Source organism: Streptomyces sp. NPDC046909 (assembly GCF_040644695.1).
In the GTDB taxonomy this organism is placed as follows: domain Bacteria; phylum Actinomycetota; class Actinomycetes; order Streptomycetales; family Streptomycetaceae; genus Streptomyces.
The window spans coordinates 124768-142572 of the sequence record NZ_JBEYXC010000007.1; the positions used below are offsets into that span (position 1 = coordinate 124768).

The 17805-nt window shown below is 71.7% G+C and carries 18 protein-coding genes; 13 read left to right on the forward strand and 5 right to left on the reverse strand.

Annotated features, from left to right (window positions below):
• Positions 1 to 29: 29 nt before the first annotated feature.
• From ABZ928_RS24160 to ABZ928_RS24200, 9 genes are all read left to right on the forward strand, one after another.
• The gene (locus ABZ928_RS24160) at positions 30 to 1430 is read left to right on the forward strand and encodes a citrate:proton symporter (protein ID WP_361522551.1); all 1401 of its coding nucleotides are present in this window, start codon (positions 30 to 32) and stop codon (positions 1428 to 1430) included.
• Between the two features lie 38 nt (positions 1431 to 1468).
• Positions 1469 to 2725: an MFS transporter gene (locus tag ABZ928_RS24165; protein ID WP_361522554.1), complete on the forward strand. Its 1257-nt coding sequence runs from the start codon at positions 1469 to 1471 to the stop codon at positions 2723 to 2725.
• A 101-nt stretch (positions 2726 to 2826) separates the two neighbouring features.
• Positions 2827 to 3429, forward strand: coding sequence for a hypothetical protein (locus tag ABZ928_RS24170; RefSeq protein WP_361522557.1), 603 nt, complete (start codon positions 2827 to 2829; stop codon positions 3427 to 3429).
• A 475-nt stretch (positions 3430 to 3904) separates the two neighbouring features.
• Entirely contained in the window at positions 3905 to 4615 is a 711-nt protein-coding gene (locus ABZ928_RS24175; RefSeq protein ID WP_361522560.1) for a class F sortase, read from the forward strand.
• 172 nt (positions 4616 to 4787) lie between these two features.
• Positions 4788 to 6128, forward strand: a complete 1341-nt coding sequence (locus ABZ928_RS24180; RefSeq protein ID WP_361522563.1) for an ABC transporter ATP-binding protein — start codon at positions 4788 to 4790, stop codon at positions 6126 to 6128.
• Positions 6129 to 6258: 130 nt separating this feature from the next.
• Entirely contained in the window at positions 6259 to 6723 is a 465-nt protein-coding gene (locus ABZ928_RS24185) for a DUF3574 domain-containing protein (protein WP_361522566.1), read from the forward strand.
• Positions 6724 to 6807: 84 nt separating this feature from the next.
• Positions 6808 to 8196 (forward strand): aldehyde dehydrogenase family protein, encoded by a 1389-nt coding sequence (locus ABZ928_RS24190; protein WP_361522569.1) that lies wholly within the window; start codon positions 6808 to 6810, stop codon positions 8194 to 8196.
• A gap of 10 nt (positions 8197 to 8206) precedes the next feature.
• Positions 8207 to 9286 carry a Zn-dependent alcohol dehydrogenase gene (locus tag ABZ928_RS24195; protein ID WP_361522572.1) on the forward strand — a complete coding sequence of 360 codons (1080 nt, stop codon included), beginning with the start codon at positions 8207 to 8209 and terminating at the stop codon, positions 9284 to 9286.
• A gap of 177 nt (positions 9287 to 9463) precedes the next feature.
• Complete coding sequence (locus ABZ928_RS24200) at positions 9464 to 10786, forward strand: MFS transporter (protein WP_361522575.1); 1323 nt, start codon at positions 9464 to 9466, stop codon at positions 10784 to 10786.
• Positions 10787 to 10791: 5 nt separating this feature from the next.
• Here the strand turns inward: ABZ928_RS24200 and ABZ928_RS24205 are convergent, their stop codons facing one another.
• The 3 genes from ABZ928_RS24205 to ABZ928_RS24215 form a co-directional block, all read right to left on the reverse strand.
• Positions 10792 to 11736 (reverse strand): DMT family transporter, encoded by a 945-nt coding sequence (locus ABZ928_RS24205; RefSeq protein ID WP_361523411.1) that lies wholly within the window; start codon positions 11734 to 11736, stop codon positions 10792 to 10794.
• 211 nt (positions 11737 to 11947) lie between these two features.
• Positions 11948 to 12670 (reverse strand): winged helix-turn-helix domain-containing protein, encoded by a 723-nt coding sequence (locus ABZ928_RS24210; RefSeq protein WP_361522578.1) that lies wholly within the window; start codon positions 12668 to 12670, stop codon positions 11948 to 11950.
• A 34-nt stretch (positions 12671 to 12704) separates the two neighbouring features.
• The gene (locus ABZ928_RS24215) at positions 12705 to 13346 is read right to left on the reverse strand and encodes a TetR/AcrR family transcriptional regulator (RefSeq protein ID WP_361522581.1); all 642 of its coding nucleotides are present in this window, start codon (positions 13344 to 13346) and stop codon (positions 12705 to 12707) included.
• A 114-nt stretch (positions 13347 to 13460) separates the two neighbouring features.
• Between ABZ928_RS24215 and ABZ928_RS24220 the strand changes: the two genes are divergently transcribed.
• The 3 genes from ABZ928_RS24220 to ABZ928_RS24230 all read left to right on the forward strand — a co-directional run bounded on the left by ABZ928_RS24220 (position 13461) and on the right by ABZ928_RS24230 (position 15702).
• The gene (locus ABZ928_RS24220; RefSeq protein ID WP_361523414.1) at positions 13461 to 14612 is read left to right on the forward strand and encodes an acyl-CoA dehydrogenase family protein; all 1152 of its coding nucleotides are present in this window, start codon (positions 13461 to 13463) and stop codon (positions 14610 to 14612) included.
• A 61-nt stretch (positions 14613 to 14673) separates the two neighbouring features.
• Positions 14674 to 14961, forward strand: a complete 288-nt coding sequence (locus ABZ928_RS24225) for a YiaA/YiaB family inner membrane protein (RefSeq protein WP_059196614.1) — start codon at positions 14674 to 14676, stop codon at positions 14959 to 14961.
• A 117-nt stretch (positions 14962 to 15078) separates the two neighbouring features.
• Positions 15079 to 15702, forward strand: coding sequence for a TetR/AcrR family transcriptional regulator (locus ABZ928_RS24230; protein WP_361522584.1), 624 nt, complete (start codon positions 15079 to 15081; stop codon positions 15700 to 15702).
• 34 nt (positions 15703 to 15736) lie between these two features.
• Here ABZ928_RS24230 and ABZ928_RS24235 read toward each other — a convergent pair whose 3' ends face one another.
• Positions 15737 to 16198: a MaoC family dehydratase gene (locus ABZ928_RS24235; protein ID WP_361522587.1), complete on the reverse strand. Its 462-nt coding sequence runs from the start codon at positions 16196 to 16198 to the stop codon at positions 15737 to 15739.
• Between the two features lie 111 nt (positions 16199 to 16309).
• Here ABZ928_RS24235 and soxR point away from each other — a divergent pair, with 111 nt between their 5' ends.
• Complete coding sequence (gene soxR / locus ABZ928_RS24240; protein ID WP_361522590.1) at positions 16310 to 16816, forward strand: redox-sensitive transcriptional activator SoxR; 507 nt, start codon at positions 16310 to 16312, stop codon at positions 16814 to 16816.
• Between the two features lie 181 nt (positions 16817 to 16997).
• Here the strand turns inward: soxR and ABZ928_RS24245 are convergent, their stop codons facing one another.
• Positions 16998 to 17726, reverse strand: a complete 729-nt coding sequence (locus ABZ928_RS24245; protein WP_361522593.1) for a 3-keto-5-aminohexanoate cleavage protein — start codon at positions 17724 to 17726, stop codon at positions 16998 to 17000.
• Positions 17727 to 17805 lie beyond the last annotated feature (79 nt).

The following is a 17805-nucleotide window of genomic DNA, read 5'->3' on the forward strand; positions in this document are numbered from 1 at the left end:
GTTCAAGGGCGAACGTTAGGTATCCACACATGCTGACCATCCTCGGCTTCGCCATGATCGCGACCTTCCTGGTCCTGATCATGATGAAGAAGATGTCGCCGATCGCGGCGCTCGTGCTGATCCCGGCACTGTTCTGCGTCTTCGTAGGGAAGGGCGCCCACCTCGGTGACTACGTCATCGACGGCGTCACCAGCCTCGCCCCCACCGCGGCGATGCTCATGTTCGCGATCGTCTACTTCGGTGTGATGATCGATGTCGGTCTCTTCGACCCGATCGTGCGCGGGATCCTGAAGTTCGCCAAGGCCGACCCGATGCGGATTGTGGTCGGTACGGCGATCCTCGCCGCGATCGTCTCGCTCGACGGCGACGGCTCGACCACCTTCATGATCACGGTCTCGGCGATGTACCCGCTGTACAAGCGCCTCAAGATGAGCCTGGTCGTGATGACCGGTGTGGCCGCCATGGCCAACGGCGTCATGAACACCCTGCCGTGGGGCGGCCCGACCGCCCGCGCCGCGACCGCGCTCAAGCTCGATGCCAGCGACATCTTCGTCCCGATGATCCCGGCCCTCGCCGTCGGTCTGCTGGGCGTCTTCGTCCTCTCGTACTTCCTGGGTCTGAAGGAGCGCAAGCGCCTCGGTGTGCTGACGCTGGAGGAGGTCCTGGTCGAGGAGAAGGAGACCGAGACGGTTCTGGTCGGAGCCGGCGGCTCCGGCGACGTCAAGACCGCTGTGGCCACCGGCGGTTCCGGCTCCGGCACCGACGCCGAGGACGACGACCAGGAGCGCTTCACGGTCCTCGACCCCCAGCGCGCCACCCTGCGTCCCAAGCTGTACTGGTTCAACGCGCTGGTCACGGTCACCCTGCTGACCTCCATGATCATGGAGTGGCTGCCGATCCCGGTGCTGTTCATCCTCGGTGCCGCGCTCGTGCTCACGGTCAACTTCCCGCACATCCCCGACCAGAAGGCCCGGCTCGCCGCCCACGCCGACAACGTCCTCAACGTCTCCGGCATGGTCTTCGCCGCCGCCGTCTTCACCGGCGTCCTCCAGGGCACCGGCATGGTCGACCACATGGCCCGCTGGATGGTCGACGTCATCCCCGAGGGCATGGGCCCGCACATGGCCCTCGTCACCGGTCTGCTGAGCCTCCCGCTCACCTACTTCATGTCGAACGACGGCTTCTACTTCGGCGTCCTGCCGGTCCTCGCCGAGGCCGGCGCCGCCCACGGTGTCTCCCCGCTGGAGATGGCCCGCGCCTCGCTCGTCGGCCAGCCCCTGCACATGTCGAGCCCGCTCGTCCCGGCCGTCTACGTCCTCGTCGGCATGGCCAAGGTCGAGTTCGGCGACCACACGAAGTTCGTGGTCAAGTGGGCCGCCCTCACATGCCTCATCATCCTGGGGGCAGGGATCCTCTTCGGAATCATCTGATCATCCGAGTCATTCCAGGGACCAGGGAGGACCTGATCATGGCGCCCGGTGGGAACCGCGGCTGGCTGCTCCGCCTCGTCATCGCCTTCAGCTTCGCGCAGGGGGCGGTGTCGATGGCCCGGCCCGCCGTCTCCTACCGGGCCCTCGCGCTGGGCGCCGACGAGCGGGCGATCGGTGTGATCGCGGGGGTCTACGCCCTGCTCCCGCTGTTCGCCGCCGTCCCGCTGGGACGCCGTACGGACCACGGCCGTTGTGCGCCGTTGCTGCCGGTGGGCGTGGTCCTCATATCCGGCGGCTGTGTCTTCAGCGGTCTCGCCGGGAGCCTGTGGGCGATGGCGGTCTGGAGCGGGGTGATGGGCCTCGGCCACCTCTGCTTCGTGATCGGCGCCCAGTCCCTCGTCGCCCGCCAGTCCGCCCCGCACGAACAGGACCGCAACTTCGGTCACTTCACCATCGGCGCCTCCCTCGGCCAACTCGTCGGCCCCGTCGCGGCGGGCGCCCTGATCGGCGGCCCGGACATGGCGGGCACGAGCGCGCTCGCGCTGATCGTGGCGGGCGCGGGCGGCGCGGTCGCGATCACGTCGTTGTGGCGCATAGAACACCGCGATACGGCGGCCAAGTCCCGTACGCCGGACGGCGAACCGGTCCCCGTGGGCCGCATCCTCCGCGCCCGGGGCGTCCCGGCCGGTATCTTCATCAGCCTCGCGGTCCTGTCCGCGACGGACATCCTCACCGCCTACCTCCCGGTGGTCGGCGAACACCGGGGCATCGCCCCGTCCGTCATCGGCCTCCTGCTCAGTCTCCGCGCGGCGGCCACGATCGCCTGCCGGCTGGTGCTGACCCCGCTGCTGCGCCTGCTGGGCCGCAGCCTGCTGTTGACGGTCACCTGCCTGCTGGGCGCCGTGCTGTGCGCGGGGATCGCCCTGCCGGTGCCGGTGTGGACGCTCGCCCTGATGCTCGCCGTCCTCGGCTTCTGCCTCGGCGTCGGACAGCCGCTGTCCATGACGACGGTCGTCCAGGCCGCCCCCGAGGGCGCCCGCTCCACGGCCCTCGCCCTGCGGCTGACCGGCAACCGGCTGGGCCAGGTCGCCGCCCCCGCTACCGCCGGGCTGGTCGCGGGCGTCGCGGGGGTCGCGGCGCCGTTCGTGATGCTGGGCGCGTTGCTGCTGCTCTCCTCGGGCGTGGCGCTGCGGTCACCGGCGAAGCCGGAGGGGGAGCCCGGTGTGTCCGTCGTGCGGCGCCGGTCCAGGGTGACCCTCGGCCGGGTGCCCCTCGGCCGAAAGAGGGAGGAGTGACGGGTCGTAGGGCGGGTCGACGTCGTTTCCCGCGCGGAATGTGAAAGAGAGTCAGGCGAAACGCGATTTGTACGAAAATCGTCTGACTCGGAGGACTTCGCATGACCACCATGGCCCGCCAACGCCGTGCCGCCGCCGTCGCGGCCCTCGCCCTCGCGGGGGGCGTCCTGACCGCCGCACCCGCCGTCGCGGCACCTCCGGGGGACAACGGGGACGTCAAGATCCACGTGGAGTTCAAGCCCGAGGCCGAGCCGGACAACAACCCCCACGTCTGCCGTTTCTACCTCGACGCGTTCAACTTCGACGCGGGTGAGATCGTCCACTGGAAGATCGCGGGCCAGGCCCCGTCCCCGGGTGGCACGGCCAAGGAGGGAGACCTCACCCTGGGCCCGAGCGGTGCGGGCACCACCGAGGTGCTCTCGCTGTCCAACGGGCACTACAAGCTCACGTGGCTCACCGCGGCGGGCCACGGCGCGGGCAAGCACAAGGTGTTCTGGGTCGACTGCCCGCCCGGTGGCCCCGGTGGCGGTCCCGGTGGGCCCGGCGGCGGCCCCGGCGGTCCGAACGGCGGCCCGCCCGCGGGCGGCGGCGGCCTCGCCCGCACCGACGCCTTCACCCCGGTCGCCGGAGCCGCGGCCGTGGGAATCGCCGCCGTCGGCGCAGTGGCCTGGTTCCGGCTCCGCCGTCGCCCGCATGGCGCGTAGCCACCGACGCAGGCCCTGGTACCGGACGCGCGCCTACCGCCTGGCGAGAACGGTCGCGGTGACCGTCTCGCTGGTGGCAGGCGGCGTCTGGTGGGCACAGGGCGAGGAGCCGGGCGGGGGCGCGGCGGTCGCCGGGGCGGGGGGACCGGCGGGGTCTGTGGCGGGTTCCGGTGCGGGGTCTGAGGCGGGGGTTGCGTCGGGTTCCGGCACGGGGTCCGCGGCGGGGGCTGAGCCGGGTTCCCGTGCGGGGTCTGCGGCGGGGTCCACGGCGGGGTCCGCCAACGGAGGATTCGGCGGGGAGGCCGCGGGCGCCCGGTCGGGCTCCTCGGCCGGGTCGTCCTCCGCCAGGGACCGGACCGACGCGCGCGGGGCAGCGCAACGGCGCCCGGGGGAGGCGGCTCCACGGGGTACCGGGGTGCGCCCGGGGTCTCAAGCGCGGCCGGGAGCAGGGGAATCGAGCCGTCAACGTCCGCATGTGCCGCCACACGCCGGCGAGTTGGGCCGAGAGCATCCGCATGTGCCGCCGCGCACCGGGGAGTCGGCCCTGCACGGTACGGGAGTTCCGCCGAGCGGCGGGTCGGCCCGGCAGGGCACCGGAGTCCCGCCCCGCGCCGGGGTGTCCGTCCCGCGCCCTCCCGCCCGACCGCAGCGGCCCCCGCACGGCACCCCGCCCCGGGCGTCCGCACCGGGCCCCCGCCCCCTGCCCCGCTCCCGTGCCACCCGCCTCGTCATCCGCTTCCTCGATGTCGACGCCCCGGTGATGAGCCTCCGGCTCGACCGCAAGCGGCGGCTGCCCGCGCCGCCCGGCGATGACGCGAACCTGGTCGGCTGGTACGCAGGCGGCCCGTCGCCCGGGGAGCGGGGTACCGCCGTGGCCGTCGGGCATCTCGACACCGACACCGGCCCGGCCGTCTTCGCGGGGCTCGACGAACTGCGGCGCGGCCGGCTGATCGAGGTGACGCGTGCCGACGGACGGACCGCCGTGTACGCCGTCGACGCCGTGAAGTCGTACGAGAAGGACCGCTTCCCCAACCGCGAGGTGTACGGCGCCCGGGGCCGCCCCGAACTCCGGCTGATCACCTGCGGCGGCGACTACAACCGCAGGACCGGCTATTCGGGCAACACGGTCGTCTTCGCGCACCTCGTCGAGACGCGAGAGAGGCCCGCGCACCCCGCCCGGCGCTGAATCCGGACGTCCGCTTTCTCACTTGCTGGACCGGACCGTCCGATCCGGCCGATTCCCTTCCCCCGGCCGCACACATTCCGTTAACTTCCGTGACTCATAAGCCCCGTTCGCATCGAGCGGGGCATTCGACCACGGAGCATCAGCGCTCAGTCAGCCCTCGGGGGCACCTGCCATGACACGCGCCATCTCGTTGCACGACGTGAGCAAGAGCTACACCCGGGGCACCAAAGTGGTGGACCGGCTGGCCCTGGACATCGAGCCCGGCGAGTTCCTCGTGCTGCTCGGTCCCTCCGACTGCGGCAAGTCGACCGTGCTCAGAATGATCGCCGGGCTGGAGGAGATCGACGAGGGGGAGCTGCTGCTCGACGGCGAGTACGCCAACGACCTGCCGCCGTCCGGCCGGGACATGGCGATGGTGTTCCAGAACTTCGCCCTGTACCCGAGCATGACCAGCCGCGACAACATCGGCTTCCCGCTGCGCATCGAGGCACCCGGCGCGGACCCGCGCCCGCGCGTGGACGCCACCGCCCGCATGCTCGGCATCGAGGAGCTCCTGGACCGTTTCCCCGGCCAGCTCTCCGGCGGCGAACGCCAGCGCGTCGCCATGGGCCGGGCCATCGCCCGCCACCCCTCCGCGTTCCTGATGGACGAGCCGCTCTCCAACCTCGACGCCAAGCTCCGCAACCATCTGCGCGCCGAAATATCCGCGCTCACCCGCGAGTTGGGCGTCACCACCGTCTACGTCACCCACGACCAGGCCGAGGCCATGTCCCTCGGCGACCGGGTCGCCGTCCTGCGCGGCGGTGTCCTCCAGCAGGTCGGCACCCCGCGCTCGGTGTACGCGCTGCCCCGCAACGTCTTCGTCGCAGCCTTCATCGGCACCCCGCGCATCAACCTCCTGCGCGGCCTGGTCCGCGCCCCGCTGGACGGCGCGATGACCATCAGCCTCGGCAAGCAGTATCTGCGCCTGCCCGAACCGCTCTCCCTGGACCACCAGTTGCTCCGGGTCCAGCAGGGCCGGGAGGTCATCGTGGGCCTGCGCTCGGAGGCGGTCCGGATCGCCAAACGGTCCTCCGCGCGGCCGGGCGAGATGGCGCTCACCGGGCTCGTGGAGCATGTGGAGTTCCAGGGCCACGAGGTCCTCGTCCACTTCAACACCGGCTCCAGCCCCGCCTTCGTGCCGGACCTGGAGGCCCCGCGCCCCGCCGCCCGCCCCACCCGGCGCCGCCGCAAGGAGGGCGGCCCGGGGGTCCTGGACCGCCTCAGGCAACGCGCGGACGCCCTGCGGGCGGGCCCGGTGGTCGTCCTCGACGAGCCGCCGGACAGCACTCCGGTGGCGCCCCCGGACGGCCGTCTCCCCGGCGACCTGATCGTCCGCACCACCCCCGACATCGACCTCCGCCAGGGCATGCAGGTCCCCCTCCTCGTCGACCTCGCCCACCTCTTCGTCTTCGACCAGCACGGCGAACGGATCTGCCCGGCACCGGCCCGGCTGCCGGACCTGGAGGAGTGACAAGCAGACTGGCCAGGGCCCGTGGGGGCAATTCGGCGGTATCGGGCGTTTCCGCGCCCTTTGGTGCGCTCTGCCCTGCGAGAGTGAGCGACCGCCGCACCAACACCCCCCACGTGAAAGGCGGTCCCCCATGCCCCAGCTCGCCATCCGCACCCGCGCCCGTATCCGGACTCGGTCCGTCCTCGCCGCCGTCGGTCTCCTCCTCGCCGTCGGCGCCCCGGCCGCCTACGCCACCCTCGACGACACCGCCGTCCCGCAGCGCGGCGAGGCGTACATCGAGACCTCGCTCTTCTTCGGCACCGAGCGCCCCGACGGCGGCCCGGCGGTCACCGACCGGCAGTTCATGGCCTTCGTCGACCGCGAGGTCACCCCGGACTTCCCGGACGGGCTGACCGTGCAGAACGGGCGCGGGCAGTGGCGGGACGCGAGCGGGAGGATCGAGAAGGAGCGGTCGTACGAGCTGATCCTGCTGTATCCGGTCGCGCAGGCCGGTCCCGGTGACCGGAAGATCGAGGAGATCCGGCGGGCGTACGAGAAGGCTTTCGGTCAGGAGTCGGTCGGGAGGGTGGACGACAGGGCCCGGGTCGACTTCTGATGGCGGGGGCCCCTGGCGTGCGAAAACTAACGCCGCTAGTTTAAGGAGCTGAACGGCCAGACGGTCCCGCCGGGAGGAAGCACGATGAAGGCACACGACGGCATGTACATCGACGGCGAGTGGCGGCCCGCCGCCGGCCGGGACACGATCGAGGTCGTGAACCCGGTCGACGAGCAGGTGATCGGCCATGTCCCGGCCGGTACCGCCGCGGACGTCGACACCGCCGTACGGGCCGCCCGTGCCGCCCTCCCGGCCTGGGCCGCGACCGCGCCCGCCGAGCGCGCCGCCCGACTGGCCGCCCTCCGGGACATCCTCGTGGCCCGCAAGGACGAGATCGCCGAGACGGTCACCGCCGAGCTCGGCGCACCTCTCAAGTTCTCCGAGAACGTCCACGCCGCCGTCCCGATCGCCGTCGCGGGCTCGTACGCCGAGCTGGCGGCGACGTACGCCTTCGAGGAGCAGGTCGGCAACTCGATCGTCCGCCAGGAGCCGGTCGGCGTGGTCGGCGCGATCACCCCCTGGAACTACCCCCTCCACCAGATCGTCGCCAAGGTCGCCCCGGCCCTCGCCGCAGGCTGCACGGTCGTCCTGAAGCCCGCCGAGGACACCCCGCTGGTCGCCCAGCTCTTCGCCGAGGCGGTACACGAGGCCGGGGTCCCGGCGGGCGTGTTCAACCTCGTCACCGGCCTCGGCCCGGTCGCCGGACAGGCTCTCGCCGAGCACCCGGACGTCGACCTGGTCTCCTTCACCGGCTCCACGGCGGTCGGCCGCCGGATCGGCGCCACGGCCGGTGCCGCGATCAAGAAGGTCGCCCTGGAACTCGGCGGCAAGTCCGCCAACGTCATCCTGCCGAGCGCCGACCTCGCCAAGGCGGTCAACGTCGGTGTCGCCAACGTGATGTCCAACTCCGGTCAGACGTGCAGCGCCTGGACCCGCATGCTCGTCCATCAGGACCAGTACGAGGAGGCCGTCGAGCTCGCCGCGGCAGCCGCCGCCAAGTACGGCGACCGCATCGGCCCGGTCGTCAACGCCAAGCAGCGGGAACGGGTGCGCGGTTACATCGAGAAGGGCGTCGCCGAGGGTGCCCGCCTGATCGCCGGAGGCCCCGAATCCCCGCGCGAACAGGGCTACTTCGTCTCGCCGACCGTCTTCGCCGACGTCACCCCCGACATGACCGTCGCCCAGGAGGAGATCTTCGGCCCGGTCCTCTCGATCCTCCGCTACGAGGACGAGGAGGACGCCCTGCGGATCGCCAACGGCACGGTGTACGGCCTCGCGGGCGCCGTCTGGGCGGGCGAGGAGGCGGAGGCGGTGGCCTTCGCGCGCCGCATGGACACCGGGCAGGTCGACATCAACGGCGGCCGCTTCAACCCCCTCGCCCCCTTCGGCGGTTACAAGCAGTCCGGCGTCGGCCGCGAGCTCGGCTCGCACGGTCTCGCCGAGTACCTCCAGACCAAGTCCCTCCAGTTCTAGGAGCGTGTCCGTGGTTCGCGCAGCAGTCCTTCCCGCCGTGGGCGCTCCCCTGGAGGTCACCGACATCGAACTCCCGGACCCCGGCCCCAGCCGGGTCCGCGTCCGCCTCGCCGCCGCCGGCGTCTGCCACTCCGACCTGTCCCTGTCCAACGGCACGATGAGGGTGCCGGTCCCGGCGGTGCTCGGCCACGAGGGCGCGGGCACGGTGCTCGCGGTGGGCGAAGGCGTCACGGGGGTGGCCCCGGGCGACGACGTCGTCCTCAACTGGGCCCCGTCCTGCGGCACTTGCCACGCCTGCACCCTCGGCGAGGTCTGGCTGTGCGCCAACGCCCTCAACGGCGCCGCCGACGTCTACGCCCGCACCGCCGACGGCACCGACCTCCACCCCGGCCTGAACGTCGCCGCGTTCGCCGAGGAGACGGTCGTACCGGCGTCCTGCGTCCTCCCGCTCCCCGAGGGCATCCCCCTCACGGACGCGGCCCTCCTCGGCTGCGCCGTCCTCACCGGTTACGGCGCCGTCCACCACTCGGCGAAGGTCCGCGAGGGCGAGACGGTCGCCGTCTACGGTGTCGGGGGAGTGGGCCTGGCGGCTCTCCAGGCGGCCCGGATCGCGGGCGCCGCGAAGATCGTGGCGGTCGATGTCTCCCCGGAGAAGGAGGAGCTGGCCCGCGAGGCCGGTGCCACCGACTACGTCATCGCCTCCGAGAACACGGCCCGCGAGATCCGCGGCCTGACCGGCAAGCAGGGCGTCGACGTCGCCGTCGAGTGCGTGGGCCGCGCCACGACCATCCGCACCGCCTGGGACTCCACCCGCCGGGGCGGCCGTACGACGGTCGTCGGCATCGGCGGCAAGGACCAGCAGGTCACCTTCAACGCCCTGGAGATCTTCCACTGGGGCCGCACCCTCTCCGGCTGCGTCTACGGCAACTCCGACCCGGCCGAGGACCTCCCGGTGCTCGCCGCACACGTCCGCGCGGGCCGCCTCGACCTGGGCGCGCTGGTGACGGAACGGATCGCCCTGGACGGCATCCCGGCCGCCTTCGAGAACATGCTCGCGGGCAAGGGCGGCAGAGCGCTGGTCGTCTTCTGATCGCCATCTGACGCGCGCTGTCGTGACCCCGGCCCGACCCGAGGCCGGGGTCATTGCCCTGCCCACCAGCCCCTTGAGTGCTCCGGGCAACCTTCCCGCACAACCGTTGACCCCATACCGACCGGACAGTATGTTCGCCGCCAACGTCCCCACCGCACCCATCGGAGTGTGCACCGCATGGACATGGCCCCCTCCGCTCAGCCCGTCACCCAGGCCGCCCTCCCCACGGTCAACCGCCGCCGCGTCGCCACGGCGGCCGCCCTCGCCTCCGCCGTCGAGTGGTACGACTACTTCGTCTTCGGCATCGCCGCCGCCCTCGTCCTCGGCGACCTGTACTTCCCGGCGGGCAGTTCCACCGCCGGGGTCCTCGCCTCCTTCGCGACCTTCGCCGTGGGCTTCCTGGCCCGCCCGCTCGGCGGCATCGTCGCGGGACAGCTGGGCGACAAGCGCGGCCGCAAGCCGATGCTGGTCCTCGCCCTCACCCTCATGGGCCTCGCCACGACCGGCATCGGCCTCCTGCCCACGTACGACACGATCGGCGTCGCCGCCCCGATCCTCCTCGTCGCCCTCCGCGTCCTCCAGGGCATCGCGGTCGGCGCGCAGTGGGGCGGCGCGATGCTGCTGGCCACCGAGTACGCCCCCGAGGGCAAGCGCGGTGTGTACGGCAGCGTCGTCCAACTCGGTGTCCCCATCGGCGTGGTGACCGCCAACACGGTCTTCCTCCTCGCCGGTGCCTTCACCACGGACTCCGAGTTCGCGGCCTGGGGCTGGCGAGTGCCGTTCCTGATCGGCCTGTTCGTGCTCGCCCTCGCCTGGTACATCCACGCCAAGGTCGAGGAGACCCCCGAATTCCGGGACGCGGAGCGGGCGTTGGCAGAGAAGGAGAAGTCGGAGCAGAGCTCCCCGCTGCGCACGATCCTGCGCGACCACCGCGGCACGGTCCTGCTGGCCGGCGGCTCCTTCGCCGTGAACACCGCGACCTTCTACATCCTCATCACAGGCGTCCTCGACTACACCACCCGCGAACTCGACATGAAGAAGAGCGCGGTCCTCACGGTCTCGCTCTGCGTGAGCCTCACCCAGCTGGTCCTGATCCCCGCCGCGGCAGCCCTGTCCGACCGCTACGGCCGCATCCGGATCTACACGCTCGGCGCGGTTGGCATCGCCCTGTGGGCGATCCCGCTCTTCCTCCTCATCGACACCGGCTCACTGCTGTGGCTGGCCGTCGGCACCTTCGTCGCCAGCTGCTTCCTCAGCATCATGTACGGCCCCCAAGCCGCCCTGTTCGCCGAGCTGTTCACCCCGGAGATGCGCTACACGGGCGCCTCCCTCGGCTACCAGATCGCGGCGGTCGCCGGCGGCGGACTCGCCCCGTTCGTCATGGTCCTGCTGCTGGAGACCACGGGCACGTCGATGTCGGTCTCCGCCTACATCATCGGCCTCTCCGTCATCGCCCTGATCTCCATCAAGGTCCTTGCGGACAGGGCGCGTTCACGCTGACTCGGTCAGGCTGACTCGGTGGCCTTCGCGGGCCGCGGCTCATCGGCCGCGGCCCGCGAAGGCGAGCCGGCACGGGACCGGGACCGAGACCGGGACACCGCGACCCCGGCAAGACACAGCGCCCCACCCGCCAGCGTGAGCAGCCCCGGCACCTCACCGAGCGCCAGCCACGACATCAGCACCACCAGCGCGGGCACGGCGTAGGTGGTCGCGCCCATCCGCCCGGCGGTCGTACGGGCCAGGGCGTAGGCCCAGGTGGTGAAGGCGAGGGCGGTCGGGAAGACGCCGAGATAGACCATGTTGAGCGTCGCCGACACGGGCGCGTCGGCCGCCTCGTGGACCAGCTGACCGGCGAACGGCAGACACACGACGGCCCCGACGAGACAGCCGTACGTCGTCACCTGGAGCGCGCTCGCCGAGCCGAGAGCGGGCTTCTGCGCCACGACCCCGCCCGCGTACGCGACCGCGGCGAGCAGACACAGCGCGACCCCGAGCACGGACGACTTCCCCTCACCGGACATCGACAGCCCCACGGTGACGGCCCCCGCGAACGACACGGCCATCCCCGCCAGCAGCCTCGGCGGCAGCGCGTCCCCGAGTATCCGCGCCCCCAGTAGGGCGATGAGGATCGGGCCGATGTTCACGACGAGCGCGGCGGTTCCGGCGTCCACCTGCTGCTCGCCCCAGTTGAGGGCGACCATGTAGAAGCCGAACCAGAGGATTCCGGAGACCAGGATGCCGGGCCACGCGGCGCGTGGGGGTGGCCCTTCTCGTCGTACGACACATAGGGCACCCAGCGTCAGCACCCCCGCCAGCAGCCGCCCGAGGGCGAGGGCGCCCGGGGAGTACTCGGCTCCGGCACTCCGGATGGAGACGAAGGCGGAGGCCCAGAGAACGACGGTGACGGTGGCTGCGCCGGCGGCGAGGAGGTCGGGGCGGCGGGGGTTCATCATGCTCCTGAGGTTAGGAAGGACAGGGGAAAAGAGCTCGCGGATTTCAGACGCGGTGCTGGCAGCGGACCTAGGGGCGCGGGGACCGCGGATTTCAGACGCGGTGCCTGCAGCGGACCTAGGGGCGCGGGGCTGCATCTATCAGCGGCTCCGCCGCGGGGCGCGACCAGCCACAACGCACCCGCAGGGGCGCACGGCCCGGAGTGCCACATCACCCCAACACCCCCGCCTCGATCCCCAACAGCTCCGCCAACGCCCGTTCTCCCTCCCCCGTCACCTTCACCGCCCTCTCGGACCCGATTCGCAGACACCACCCCGCATCCAGCGCATGCCGACAGAACGCAGCTCCCGCCACCCCCGCCAGATGCGGCCGCCGCTCCGTCCAGTCGAGGCAAGCCCTGGCCAGCGGCCGTCGCCCCTTCCGGTCGAGGGCGATCCCCGCCGCGTCGAACCACTCCACCCCCGCCCCCGTGAGCGCGAACCCCGTGTCCTGCGACAGCAGTCGACGTGCCGTCATCGCGTCCGTGACCGCGATCCCCAGCCGCCCCGCGAGATGGTCGTAACAGGTCCGCCCCCGAGCCATCGCCGACCCCGCACTCGACTCCCGCAGATTCCGAGGCCGCGCGGCCGAACCCGGCGTCACCTGTGACGCCAGCTCCTCCACCAGCTGAGCCACCCGCGCGTCCGCGAGCCGCACATACCGATGCCGACCCTGCCGTTCCTCGGCGAGCAGCCCGCCGGCGACGAGCTTGCCCAGGTGCTCGCTCAGGGTCGACGCGGCGACCCCCGCGTGCCGGGCCAGCTCACCGGCGGTCCAGGCCCGTCCGTCCAGCAGCGCCAGCAGGCAGGAGGCCCGGGTCTCGTCGGCGAGCAGCGCGGCGAGCCGGGCCAAGCCCGCCGCCTGGGGATTCCTGGAGGTCATGCCTCCCAGCATGGCCCCCGGACACTTCGGCGCCCACCGAAGCGTCCTACGCGGTCCGCCGTACCTGCTCGTACTGCTGCACGAGCCCGTCCAGCAGTGCCGTAAGTCCCGTTTCGAAGGCCCGTTCGTCGATCTTCTCCTGCTGTTCGGCCAGCAGATGGGCCTGCCCGAGATGCGGGTAGTCGGCGGGGTCGTACGCGCTCTGGTCGTCCACGAAACCCCCGGCGAAGGAACCGAGGGCGGACCCCATGATGAAGTACCGCATCAGCGCGCCGATCGACGTGGCCTGCGCCGGCGGCCAGCCCGCGTCGACCATCGCGCCGTAGACCGCGTCCGCGAGCCGCAGTCCGGCGGGCCGCCGTCCCGGGCCCTGGGCGAGCACGGGGACGATGTTCGGATGGTCGCGCAGGGCGGCCCGGTAGGACGCGGCCCAGTCGTGGAGCGCGGTCCGCCACTCGCGGCCGTCCTCGAACATCGACAGGTCGACCTGTGCGCTCACCGAGTCGGCGACCGCCTCCAGGATCTCGTCCTTGGTGCGGAAGTGGTTGTAGAGCGAGGGCCCGCTCACGCCCAGCTCGGCGGCCAGCCGACGCGTCGACACGGCCGCGAGGCCCTCCGCGTCCACCAGCGCGCGTGCCGTGTCGACGATCCGGTCGGTGCTGAGGAGGGGCTTGCGCGGTCGGGCCATGGCGCACATAGTAGGGCTGCGACAAGAAACTAGCAGTGCTAATTTAAATGTGCGGTTTTCAAGGTACGGCTTCCGAATGGCCTTCGAACGGCGTCCAAGTGGGGTGATCGCGTGGTGAACCTGGGTCTCAGCGAGGAGCAGCAGGCCGTACGGCAGCTCGCCCGGGATTTCGTGGCCCGGGAGATCGCCCCGCACGTCATCGCCTGGGACCGTGCCGAAGAAGTGGATCGAGGGATCGTCAAGAAGCTCGGCGAGGTCGGCTTCCTGGGCCTGACCATCGACGAGGAGTACGGCGGCTCGGGCGGCGACCACCTCGCGTACTGCCTGGTCACCGAGGAACTCGGGCGCGGTGACTCGTCGGTCCGCGGGATCGTGTCCGTCTCCCTCGGTCTCGTCGCCAAGACGATTGCCGCCTGGGGGAGCGAGGAGCAGAAGCGTCAGTGGCTGCCCGGACTCACCTCCGGCGAACTCGTCGGCTGCTTCGGTCTCACCGAGCCCGGCACCGGCTCCGACGCGGGCAACCTCGGCACCCGGGCCGTCCGAGACGGCGACGAGTACGTCGTCAACGGCACCAAGATGTTCATCACCAACGGCACCTGGGCCGACGTCGTCCTCCTCTTCGCCCGCTCCACCGACGCCCCCGGCCACAAGGGCGTCTCCGCCTTCCTCGTCCCGACCGACACCCCCGGTCTGACCCGCCGCACCATCCACGGCAAGCTCGGTCTGCGCGGCCAGGCGACCGCCGAACTCGTCCTGGAGGACGTCCGCGTCCCCGCCTCCGCGATGCTCGCCCCCGAGGGCAAGGGCTTCTCGGTCGCCATGTCGGCCCTGGCCAAGGGGCGGATGTCGGTCGCGGCGGGCTGCGTCGGCATAGCCCAGGCAGCGCTGGACGCGGCGGTGAAGTACGCGGGCGAACGCGAGCAGTTCGGCAAGTCGATCGCCCACCATCAGCTCGTCCAGGAGCTGATCAGCGACATAGCCGTCGACGTCGACGCCGCCCGCCTCCTGACCTGGCGGGTCGCCGACCTGATCGACCGCGGCGAACCCTTCACCACCGAGTCCTCCAAGGCCAAGCTCTTCGCCTCGGAAGCGGCGGTCCGCGCCGCCAACAACGCCCTCCAGGTCTTCGGCGGCTACGGCTACATCGACGAGTACCCGGCGGGCAAGCTCCTGCGCGACGCCCGCGTGATGACCCTCTACGAGGGCACCAGCCAGATCCAGAAGCTGGTCATCGGCCGCGCGCTGACCGGGGTCTCGGCCTTCTGAGTACGACATCTGAGTACCTCGGCGGATGTGGCACCGGCCCCGCCCGCCGAGACTCGACCCCATGAGTGACACACCGGTCAAGCAGCAGAGCACGGCCGCCTTCTACGGACAGGCCGTCGCCTCCTTCGCGGTCGCCATGGCGGCGACCGCCATCGGCATCTTCCGTCTGGACGCCAACGCCTGGGTCCGCGGCTTCCTGGCCATCGCCGTTCTCTACCTCGTCACCTCCGCCTTCACCCTCGCCAAGGTCATCCGGGACCGCCAGGAGGCCGGGCAGATCGTCAGCCGGGTCGACCAGGCGCGTCTGGAGAAGCTGCTCGCGGAACACGACCCCTTCGAGAAGCTCTGAAAGCTCTGAGCGTCGGAAACCTCTGAGCGTCGAAAAGCTCTGAGCGGCCACGCTAAGCGCTCGCTCACCTTCGGCGGTATGGTGGTGCTTCTGTCAGTGGAGAGGGGCGAGCAAGCGATGAGTACGGCGGAGGAGACGGCCGGCGGCGAGGCGTCGGCGTGGGGCGAGGTCACGCCCGACGCGGCACGGAGGCTGCTGATCGCCGCGGTGGAGGCCTTCGCCGAGCGCGGGTACCACGCCACCACGACCCGCGACATCGCGGGCCGGGCCGGGATGAGCCCGGCGGCTCTCTACATCCACTACAAGACCAAGGAAGAACTGCTCCACCGCATCAGCAGGATCGGGCACGCGAAGGCGCTGGAGATCCTCCAGACGGCCGCCCGCCGCGAGGGCACCGCCGCGGAACGCCTCGCGGACGCCGTCAGCTCCTTCGTCCGCTGGCACGCGGGCGGCCGCACCACGGCCCGCGTCGTCCAGTACGAACTGGACTCGCTCGGCCCGGACGCCCGCGCCGAGATCCTCGCCCTGCGCCGCCAGTGCGACGCGGAGGTGCGCGGCATCATCGAGGACGGCGTGGCCTCCGGCGAGTTCGACGTCCTCGACGTCAAGGGCACCACCCTCGCCGTGCTCTCCCTCTGCATCGACGTGGCCCGCTGGTTCACCGTCGACGGCCCGATGACGCCCGACGAGGTCGGCTCGCTCTACGCCGACCTCGTCCTGCGGATGGTGGGCATCAAATAGGCGGCGCCTGAAGGCGGTCGGCTGCGGTCGGCGCCTACAGGTAGTACCGGGACACCGACTCCGCGACGCACACCGGCTTGTCGCCGCCCTCGCGCTCCACGCTGAAGGCGACGGTGACCTGGACACCGCCCGCCACATCGTCGACACCGGTGATGGCGGCGGTGGCGCGCAGTCGCGAGCCGACCGGCACGGGCGAGGGGAACCGCACCTTGTTGGTGCCGTAGTTGACGCCCATCTTCACGCCCTCGACCTTGATCAGCTGCGGTCCGAACAGCGGCAGCAGGGACAGGGTCAGATACCCGTGCGCGATGGTGGTGCCGAAGGGGCCGGCGGCGGCCTTCTCCGGGTCGACATGGATCCACTGATGATCACCGGTGGCCTCGGCGAACAGATCGATCCGCTTCTGGTCGACCTCCAGCCAGTCGGTGTACCCCAGCTGCTCACCCACCGCGGCCTTCAGTTCGTCGGCCCCCGCAAACACCCTCGGCTCTGCCATGTCCCGGCCTCCCGCATCGCAACGTATCGTCTAAGCAACTGCTTAGCATGGTCGCCCATGACCTCCCTGTCAACGGACCACGGAGGCCCCCGTTTGGGTAGGGTCCGAGGGGTGCCCCAGATTCCAGAGAAGATCCACGAGCTCACGGTCGGCCAGCTCTCCGCCCGCAGCGGCGCCGCCGTCTCCGCCCTGCACTTCTACGAGTCCAAGGGCCTGATCACCAGCCGCCGCACCTCCGGCAACCAGCGCCGCTACCACCGCGACGCCCTGCGCCGGGTCGCCTTCATCCGCGCCGCCCAGCGCGTCGGCATCCCCCTCGCCACGATCCGCGAGGCCCTCGCCGAACTCCCCGAGGAACGCACCCCGACCCGCGAGGACTGGGCCCACCTCTCCGAGACCTGGCGCTCCGAACTCGACGAACGCATCAAGCAGCTCAACCGCCTCCGCGACCACCTCACCGACTGCATCGGCTGCGGCTGCCTCTCCCTGGACACCTGCGTCCTCTCCAACCCGGACGACGCCTTCGGCGAACGCCAGTCCGGCTCGCGGCTCCTGGTGGAACGCCCCGGGAACAAGCAGCGCCGAGCGCCACGGGAGGACGCGGAGAACTGCTGCTGACGCACCCCGGACAGGGCGGCGGACAGGGGATGCGGTAGCGGACCCGACAGGGCATCGGGCCGGATAGCGCCTGCGCCACCATCGCCAGGACGGTGACCCCGTTCCTGGACCCCTGGCCCCGCACGCCGGTCGCCGACGCCCACCTCGTCGCGCCGAACTCCTCGCCCTGCCCTACGACGCCCTACGACGACCGCTGGGCCCACCCGTACTGGACCAGCGCCGCCGCCACCAACTGAGCGTTGGAGGAGGCCGGTTCCCCGTCCGGCAGGACCAGGGTGTCCTCCAGCCCGATCCGCGTCGCGAGCCCCAGCCGCCCGGCCAGCCGCAGCACCGGCCACGCACCGCCGTCCTCGCCGTGCAGCAGCACCGGGCGGCCGTGCGCGGCGCCGAGCTCGGCCAGCAGGGCGCGAGCCGTGTCCGGCGCGGTGTCCGGCGAGGTGTCCGTCACCTCGGCCAGCACCCGCAGCACCCGGGGCCCGAGCGGTGAGGCGGCGAACCGGGCGGCCCCGTCCGTGCCCGACCAGATGCCGGCCTCCACGCCCACACCCCGCTCGATGAGCAGGGCCGCCAGCTCCTCCGCACCCGGCTCATGCCAGTTGACGGAGGCGTGATCGGGCAGCACGGTCCAGTCCCGCACCCGCTCCAGGCGTCGTACGGGATCGGGTTCCGCCCACGCGCCCGTGGTCACCCCGATCGGCACCGGCACCCGCGCCCGTATCGCGTCGAGGGTCGCCGCGAGGACCCGGGGCGACAAGGTGTCGTCACCGCAGGGGGACTTGGGGTGGACATGGATGTCCGTGGCTCCCGCCGTGACCGCCGCGGCCGCGGACTCGGCCAGCGCTTGCGGTGACAACGGCACCACGGCACCGTCGACGGCCTCCCGGGACCCGTTGAGGCACACCTGAACCATGTCTGCATGGTGCCACCCGGCACTGACAACGGGCACTGACAACGGGCACTGACACTCGGCACTGACAACCGGCCCGTCA

Bases quoted from the DNA above. Each gene is read 5' to 3' on its own strand.
- ABZ928_RS24160 (WP_361522551.1), top strand. From the start codon at position 30: ATGCTGACCATCCTCGGCTTCGCCATGATCGCGACCTTCCTGGTCCTG.
- ABZ928_RS24190 (WP_361522569.1), top strand. From the start codon at position 6,808: ATGAAGGCACACGACGGCATGTACATCGACGGCGAGTGGCGGCCCGCC.
- ABZ928_RS24205 (WP_361523411.1), bottom strand. From the start codon at position 11,736: ATGAACCCCCGCCGCCCCGACCTCCTCGCCGCCGGCGCAGCCACCGTC.
- ABZ928_RS24165 (WP_361522554.1), top strand. From the start codon at position 1,469: ATGGCGCCCGGTGGGAACCGCGGCTGGCTGCTCCGCCTCGTCATCGCC.
- ABZ928_RS24245 (WP_361522593.1), bottom strand. From the start codon at position 17,726: ATGGTTCAGGTGTGCCTCAACGGGTCCCGGGAGGCCGTCGACGGTGCC.
- ABZ928_RS24170 (WP_361522557.1), top strand. From the start codon at position 2,827: ATGACCACCATGGCCCGCCAACGCCGTGCCGCCGCCGTCGCGGCCCTC.
- ABZ928_RS24180 (WP_361522563.1), top strand. From the start codon at position 4,788: ATGACACGCGCCATCTCGTTGCACGACGTGAGCAAGAGCTACACCCGG.
- ABZ928_RS24225 (WP_059196614.1), top strand. From the start codon at position 14,674: ATGAGTGACACACCGGTCAAGCAGCAGAGCACGGCCGCCTTCTACGGA.
- ABZ928_RS24185 (WP_361522566.1), top strand. From the start codon at position 6,259: ATGCCCCAGCTCGCCATCCGCACCCGCGCCCGTATCCGGACTCGGTCC.
- ABZ928_RS24230 (WP_361522584.1), top strand. From the start codon at position 15,079: ATGAGTACGGCGGAGGAGACGGCCGGCGGCGAGGCGTCGGCGTGGGGC.
- ABZ928_RS24210 (WP_361522578.1), bottom strand. From the start codon at position 12,670: ATGCTGGGAGGCATGACCTCCAGGAATCCCCAGGCGGCGGGCTTGGCC.
- ABZ928_RS24235 (WP_361522587.1), bottom strand. From the start codon at position 16,198: ATGGCAGAGCCGAGGGTGTTTGCGGGGGCCGACGAACTGAAGGCCGCG.
- ABZ928_RS24215 (WP_361522581.1), bottom strand. From the start codon at position 13,346: ATGGCCCGACCGCGCAAGCCCCTCCTCAGCACCGACCGGATCGTCGAC.
- ABZ928_RS24200 (WP_361522575.1), top strand. From the start codon at position 9,464: ATGGACATGGCCCCCTCCGCTCAGCCCGTCACCCAGGCCGCCCTCCCC.